The following is a 5,793-nucleotide window of genomic DNA, read 5'->3' as shown; positions in this document are numbered from 1 at the left end:
GTAAATTATTTTGCTTATTTTTCAAAAAGTACTTGCGCGGTGTGTGGGGCGTTGCTATAGTTCGCCCCCTGCTGACGCGACGCACAAAAGCGAAACGAAAGAAGAGCCGATGTGAAGGCGCGAAGCAGGTGAGTTTTTAAGTGTTTTTAAATGATTTATCGAAGCAGGAAGTTGAAAGCGCCGAGATAAAAAATTTAAGAAAAAGCGAAAACAGTAGTTGACGCGATTCAAAAACAGCTTCATAATCTCGTTTCTCTGCTGCTGACAAACAAAACGATTTGCCAGCGACGCAAACGGCGCCGCCGGATGCGCAGACAAGATCTTTAAAAATTAACAGCCGATAAGCGTGGGCGTTTAATGGAGAGCGACAGGACTTCGGTTCTGGAAACTTTAAATATTAAATGCTCACAAGAAATATAGGTAAGTTCGCAAGAAATTACCTGTCAGTATTTTGAGAGAGCGATGCCCTTCGGGGTAGTCAGAAATGACGCAAAACAGAGATTAAACTAAAGAGTTTGATCCTGGCTCAGATTGAACGCTGGCGGCATGCCTTACACATGCAAGTCGAACGGCAGCATAGGAGCTTGCTCCTGATGGCGAGTGGCGAACGGGTGAGTAATATATCGGAACGTGCCCTAGAGTGGGGGATAACTAGTCGAAAGATTAGCTAATACCGCATACGATCTACGGATGAAAGTGGGGGATCGCAAGACCTCATGCTCCTGGAGCGGCCGATATCTGATTAGCTAGTTGGTGGGGTAAAAGCCTACCAAGGCGACGATCAGTAGCTGGTCTGAGAGGACGACCAGCCACACTGGGACTGAGACACGGCCCAGACTCCTACGGGAGGCAGCAGTGGGGAATTTTGGACAATGGGGGCAACCCTGATCCAGCAATGCCGCGTGAGTGAAGAAGGCCTTCGGGTTGTAAAGCTCTTTTGTCAGGGAAGAAACGGTTGAGGCTAATATCCTCGACTAATGACGGTACCTGAAGAATAAGCACCGGCTAACTACGTGCCAGCAGCCGCGGTAATACGTAGGGTGCAAGCGTTAATCGGAATTACTGGGCGTAAAGCGTGCGCAGGCGGTTGTGTAAGTCAGATGTGAAATCCCCGGGCTCAACCTGGGAATTGCATTTGAGACTGCACGGCTAGAGTGTGTCAGAGGGGGGTAGAATTCCACGTGTAGCAGTGAAATGCGTAGATATGTGGAGGAATACCGATGGCGAAGGCAGCCCCCTGGGATAACACTGACGCTCATGCACGAAAGCGTGGGGAGCAAACAGGATTAGATACCCTGGTAGTCCACGCCCTAAACGATGTCTACTAGTTGTCGGGTCTTAATTGACTTGGTAACGCAGCTAACGCGTGAAGTAGACCGCCTGGGGAGTACGGTCGCAAGATTAAAACTCAAAGGAATTGACGGGGACCCGCACAAGCGGTGGATGATGTGGATTAATTCGATGCAACGCGAAAAACCTTACCTACCCTTGACATGGAAGGAATCCCGAAGAGATTTGGGAGTGCTCGAAAGAGAACCTTCACACAGGTGCTGCATGGCTGTCGTCAGCTCGTGTCGTGAGATGTTGGGTTAAGTCCCGCAACGAGCGCAACCCTTGTCATTAGTTGCTACGAAAGGGCACTCTAATGAGACTGCCGGTGACAAACCGGAGGAAGGTGGGGATGACGTCAAGTCCTCATGGCCCTTATGGGTAGGGCTTCACACGTCATACAATGGTACATACAGAGGGCCGCCAACCCGCGAGGGGGAGCTAATCCCAGAAAGTGTATCGTAGTCCGGATTGGAGTCTGCAACTCGACTCCATGAAGTTGGAATCGCTAGTAATCGCGGATCAGCATGTCGCGGTGAATACGTTCCCGGGTCTTGTACACACCGCCCGTCACACCATGGGAGCGGGTTTTACCAGAAGTGGGTAGCCTAACCGTAAGGAGGGCGCTCACCACGGTAGGATTCGTGACTGGGGTGAAGTCGTAACAAGGTAGCCGTATCGGAAGGTGCGGCTGGATCACCTCCTTTCTAGAGTGCGCACGAAGTTAAGCGTCCACACTTATCGGCTGTAATTCAAAGAACAGTTATTTGGTGAAGCACGGTCAAGTATGACCGGCTACTGATACTGATCCAAGCGGGTCTGTAGCTCAGCTGGTTAGAGCACCGTGTTGATAACGCGGGGGTCGTTGGTTCGAGCCCAACCAGACCCACCAAGGTTTCGGGGGTTTAGCTCAGCTGGGAGAGCACCTGCTTTGCAAGCAGGGGGTCGTCGGTTCGATCCCGTCAACCTCCACCAAGAAATATCAAACCTAAGTCGGCGCCGCTGGCGTTGTGATTTAGGTTTGGTCTTTTAGACTAATGGCTGTTTTTGTTCTTTAACAATCTGGAAGAAGTAAAGATTCATTTAAACGATCGCCAGGACTTCGGTTCTTGCGAAAGTAAAAATGGGTGTGATTGTATCAATCAAAGTATTACGAAGTGATCTTAGCAATTAGAAGACTTACTTTGGCAATACGGCAAACGCTAAATACTCAACTTTATTTCTATAGCGCTCTGGCAACAGAGGCTAACGTTATAGGAACAAGTGAATAAGTGCACATGGTGGATGCCTTGGCGATTACAGGCGATGAAGGACGTAGTAGCTTGCGATAAGCTGCGGGGAGCTGGCAAACAAGCTTTGATCCGCAGATTTCCGAATGGGGAAACCCGGCCTTTTAGGTCATCGTTATCTGAATACATAGGGTAACGAAGCGAACGTGGCGAACTGAAACATCTAAGTAGCTACAGGAAAAGAAATCAACCGAGATTCCCAAAGTAGTGGCGAGCGAAATGGGAACAGCCTGCAAGATTTAGCATTATTGATAGCAAAACGGAATGGAAAGTCCGGCCATAGTGGGTGATAGCCCCGTATGCGAAATCAGTAGTGTGGAACTAAGCTTGCGACAAGTAGGGCGGGACACGTGAAATCCTGTCTGAATATGGGGGGACCATCCTCCAAGGCTAAATACTCGTAATCGACCGATAGTGAACCAGTACCGTGAGGGAAAGGCGAAAAGAACCCCGGAAGGGGAGTGAAATAGATCCTGAAACCGTGTGCATACAAACAGTAGGAGCCTCGAAAGGGGTGACTGCGTACCTTTTGTATAATGGGTCAGCGACTTACATTCAGTGGCAAGCTTAACCGAATAGGGAAGGCGTAGAGAAATCGAGTCCGAATAGGGCGTTCAGTCGCTGGGTGTAGACCCGAAACCAAGTGATCTATCCATGGCCAGGTTGAAGGTGCGGTAACACGCACTGGAGGACCGAACCCACTAATGTTGAAAAATTAGGGGATGAGCTGTGGATAGGGGTGAAAGGCTAAACAAACTTGGAAATAGCTGGTTCTCTCCGAAAACTATTTAGGTAGTGCCTCAAGTATCACCATCGGGGGTAGAGCACTGTTATGGCTAGGGGGTCATCGCGACTTACCAAACCATTGCAAACTCCGAATACCGATGAGTGCGAGCTTGGGAGACAGACGCCGGGTGCTAACGTCCGACGTCAAGAGGGAAACAACCCAGACCGCCAGCTAAGGTCCCAAAGATTGGCTAAGTGGAAAACGAAGTGGGAAGGCTAAAACAGTCAGGAGGTTGGCTTAGAAGCAGCCATCCTTTAAAGAAAGCGTAATAGCTCACTGATCGAGTCGTCCTGCGCGGAAGATGTAACGGGGCTAAGCCAGTCACCGAAGCTGCGGATATGCGTAAGCATATGGTAGGAGAGCGTTCTGTAAGCCTGTGAAGGTGTCTTGTAAAGGATGCTGGAGGTATCAGAAGTGCGAATGCTGACATGAGTAGCGATAATGCGGGTGAAAGGCCCGCACGCCGTAAGCCCAAGGTTTCCTGTTCAACGTTCATCGGAGCAGGGTGAGTCGGCCCCTAAGGCGAGGCAGAGATGCGTAGCTGATGGGAAGCAGGTTAATATTCCTGCACCGTCGTTAGATGCGATGGGGGGACGGATCGCGGAAGGTTGTCCGACTGTTGGAATAGTCGGTTTTTGCATCGAAGAAGGCTGTTAGGCAAATCCGGCAGCGTAATTCAAGGGTGTGAGACGAGCGAACTTGTTCGCGAAGCAATCGGAAGTGGTTCCAAGAAAAGCCTCTAAGCTTCAGTCTAACGAGACCGTACCGCAAACCGACACAGGTGGGCGAGATGAGTATTCTAAGGCGCTTGAGAGAACTCGGGAGAAGGAACTCGGCAAATTGGTACCGTAACTTCGGGATAAGGTACGCCCAAGTAGTTTGACTGGCCTGCGCCAGAAGGACAAAAGGGTTGCAATAAAATGGTGGCTGCGACTGTTTAATAAAAACACAGCACTCTGCAAACACGAAAGTGGACGTATAGGGTGTGACGCCTGCCCGGTGCTGGAAGATTAAATGATGGGGTGCAAGCTCTTGATTGAAGTCCCAGTAAACGGCGGCCGTAACTATAACGGTCCTAAGGTAGCGAAATTCCTTGTCGGGTAAGTTCCGACCTGCACGAATGGCGTAACGATGGCCACACTGTCTCCTCCCGAGACTCAGCGAAGTTGAAATGTTTGTGATGATGCAATCTACCCGCGGCTAGACGGAAAGACCCCATGAACCTTTACTGTAGCTTTGCATTGGACTTTGAACCAATCTGTGTAGGATAGGTGGGAGGCTTTGAAGTAGGGACGCTAGTTCCTATGGAGCCAACCTTGAAATACCACCCTGGTTTGTTTGAGGTTCTAACCTTGGTCCGTTATCCGGATCGGGGACAGTGCATGGTAGGCAGTTTGACTGGGGCGGTCTCCTCCCAAAGTGTAACGGAGGAGTTCGAAGGTACGCTAGGTACGGTCGGACATCGTGCTAATAGTGCAATGGCATAAGCGTGCTTAACTGCGAGACTGACAAGTCGAGCAGGTACGAAAGTAGGACATAGTGATCCGGTGGTTCTGTATGGAAGGGCCATCGCTCAACGGATAAAAGGTACTCTGGGGATAACAGGCTGATTCCTCCCAAGAGTTCATATCGACGGGGGAGTTTGGCACCTCGATGTCGGCTCATCACATCCTGGGGCTGTAGCCGGTCCCAAGGGTATGGCTGTTCGCCATTTAAAGTGGTACGTGAGCTGGGTTTAAAACGTCGTGAGACAGTTTGGTCCCTATCTGCCGTGGGCGTTGGAAGTTTGAAGGGGGCTGCTCCTAGTACGAGAGGACCGGAGTGGACGAACCTCTGGTGTATCGGTTGTCACGCCAGTGGCATTGCCGAGTAGCTAAGTTCGGAAGAGATAACCGCTGAAAGCATCTAAGCGGGAAACTCGCCTTGAGATGAGACTTCCCGGGAACTAGATTCCCCTAAAGGGTCGTTCGAGACCAGGACGTTGATAGGTCAGGTGTGGAAGCGCAGTAATGCGTTAAGCTAACTGATACTAATTGCCCGTGCGGCTTGTTCCTATAACATTAGCTCGGTTATAGACCAAGTTGAGCATATTGTGTGTTTGCCCTCGACGCATCACACCCAGTAGTCAACCCTGACTACACTAAATGAATTAATACTTCTTCCCAGATTGCGTTGTTTGCTGCCCTCTAAGGAGCAAATAACACTACAAGTTATGCCTGATGACTATAGCAAGTTGGTACCACCCCTTCCCATCCCGAACAGGACCGTGAAACGACTTCGCGCCGATGATAGTGCTGCAACCAGTGTGAAAGTAGGTCATCGTCAGGCTTGTTACTCCGCATAACCCCACCATCACACGATGGTGGGGTTTTTGCTTTTGCGCTCCCA

Annotated in this window: 2 tRNA genes and 3 rRNA genes; all 5 read left to right on the top strand. The window is 50.3% G+C overall.

What is annotated here, in order from left to right:
* Positions 1-503: 503 nt before the first annotated feature.
* Positions 504-2,036: ribosomal RNA gene (locus J8I26_RS22475) — 16S ribosomal RNA — on the top strand.
* Between the two features lie 108 nt (positions 2,037-2,144).
* A tRNA-Ile gene (locus J8I26_RS22470) sits at positions 2,145-2,221 on the top strand.
* A gap of 7 nt (positions 2,222-2,228) precedes the next feature.
* Positions 2,229-2,304, top strand: a tRNA-Ala gene (locus tag J8I26_RS22465).
* 282 nt (positions 2,305-2,586) lie between these two features.
* Positions 2,587-5,459: ribosomal RNA gene (locus J8I26_RS22460) — 23S ribosomal RNA — on the top strand.
* Between the two features lie 161 nt (positions 5,460-5,620).
* Positions 5,621-5,733 (top strand): 5S ribosomal RNA (rrf, locus tag J8I26_RS22455).
* Together the 16S, 23S and 5S rRNA genes with 2 tRNA genes alongside form the textbook arrangement of a ribosomal RNA operon.
* Positions 5,734-5,793: the final 60 nt, after the last annotated feature.

The organism is Herbaspirillum sp. LeCh32-8 (genome assembly GCF_017814915.1).
In the GTDB taxonomy this organism is placed as follows: domain Bacteria; phylum Pseudomonadota; class Gammaproteobacteria; order Burkholderiales; family Burkholderiaceae_D; genus Herbaspirillum.
The sequence above is the reverse complement of the archived record's forward strand: the minus strand, read 5'-3'. Positions and strand labels throughout refer to the sequence as shown.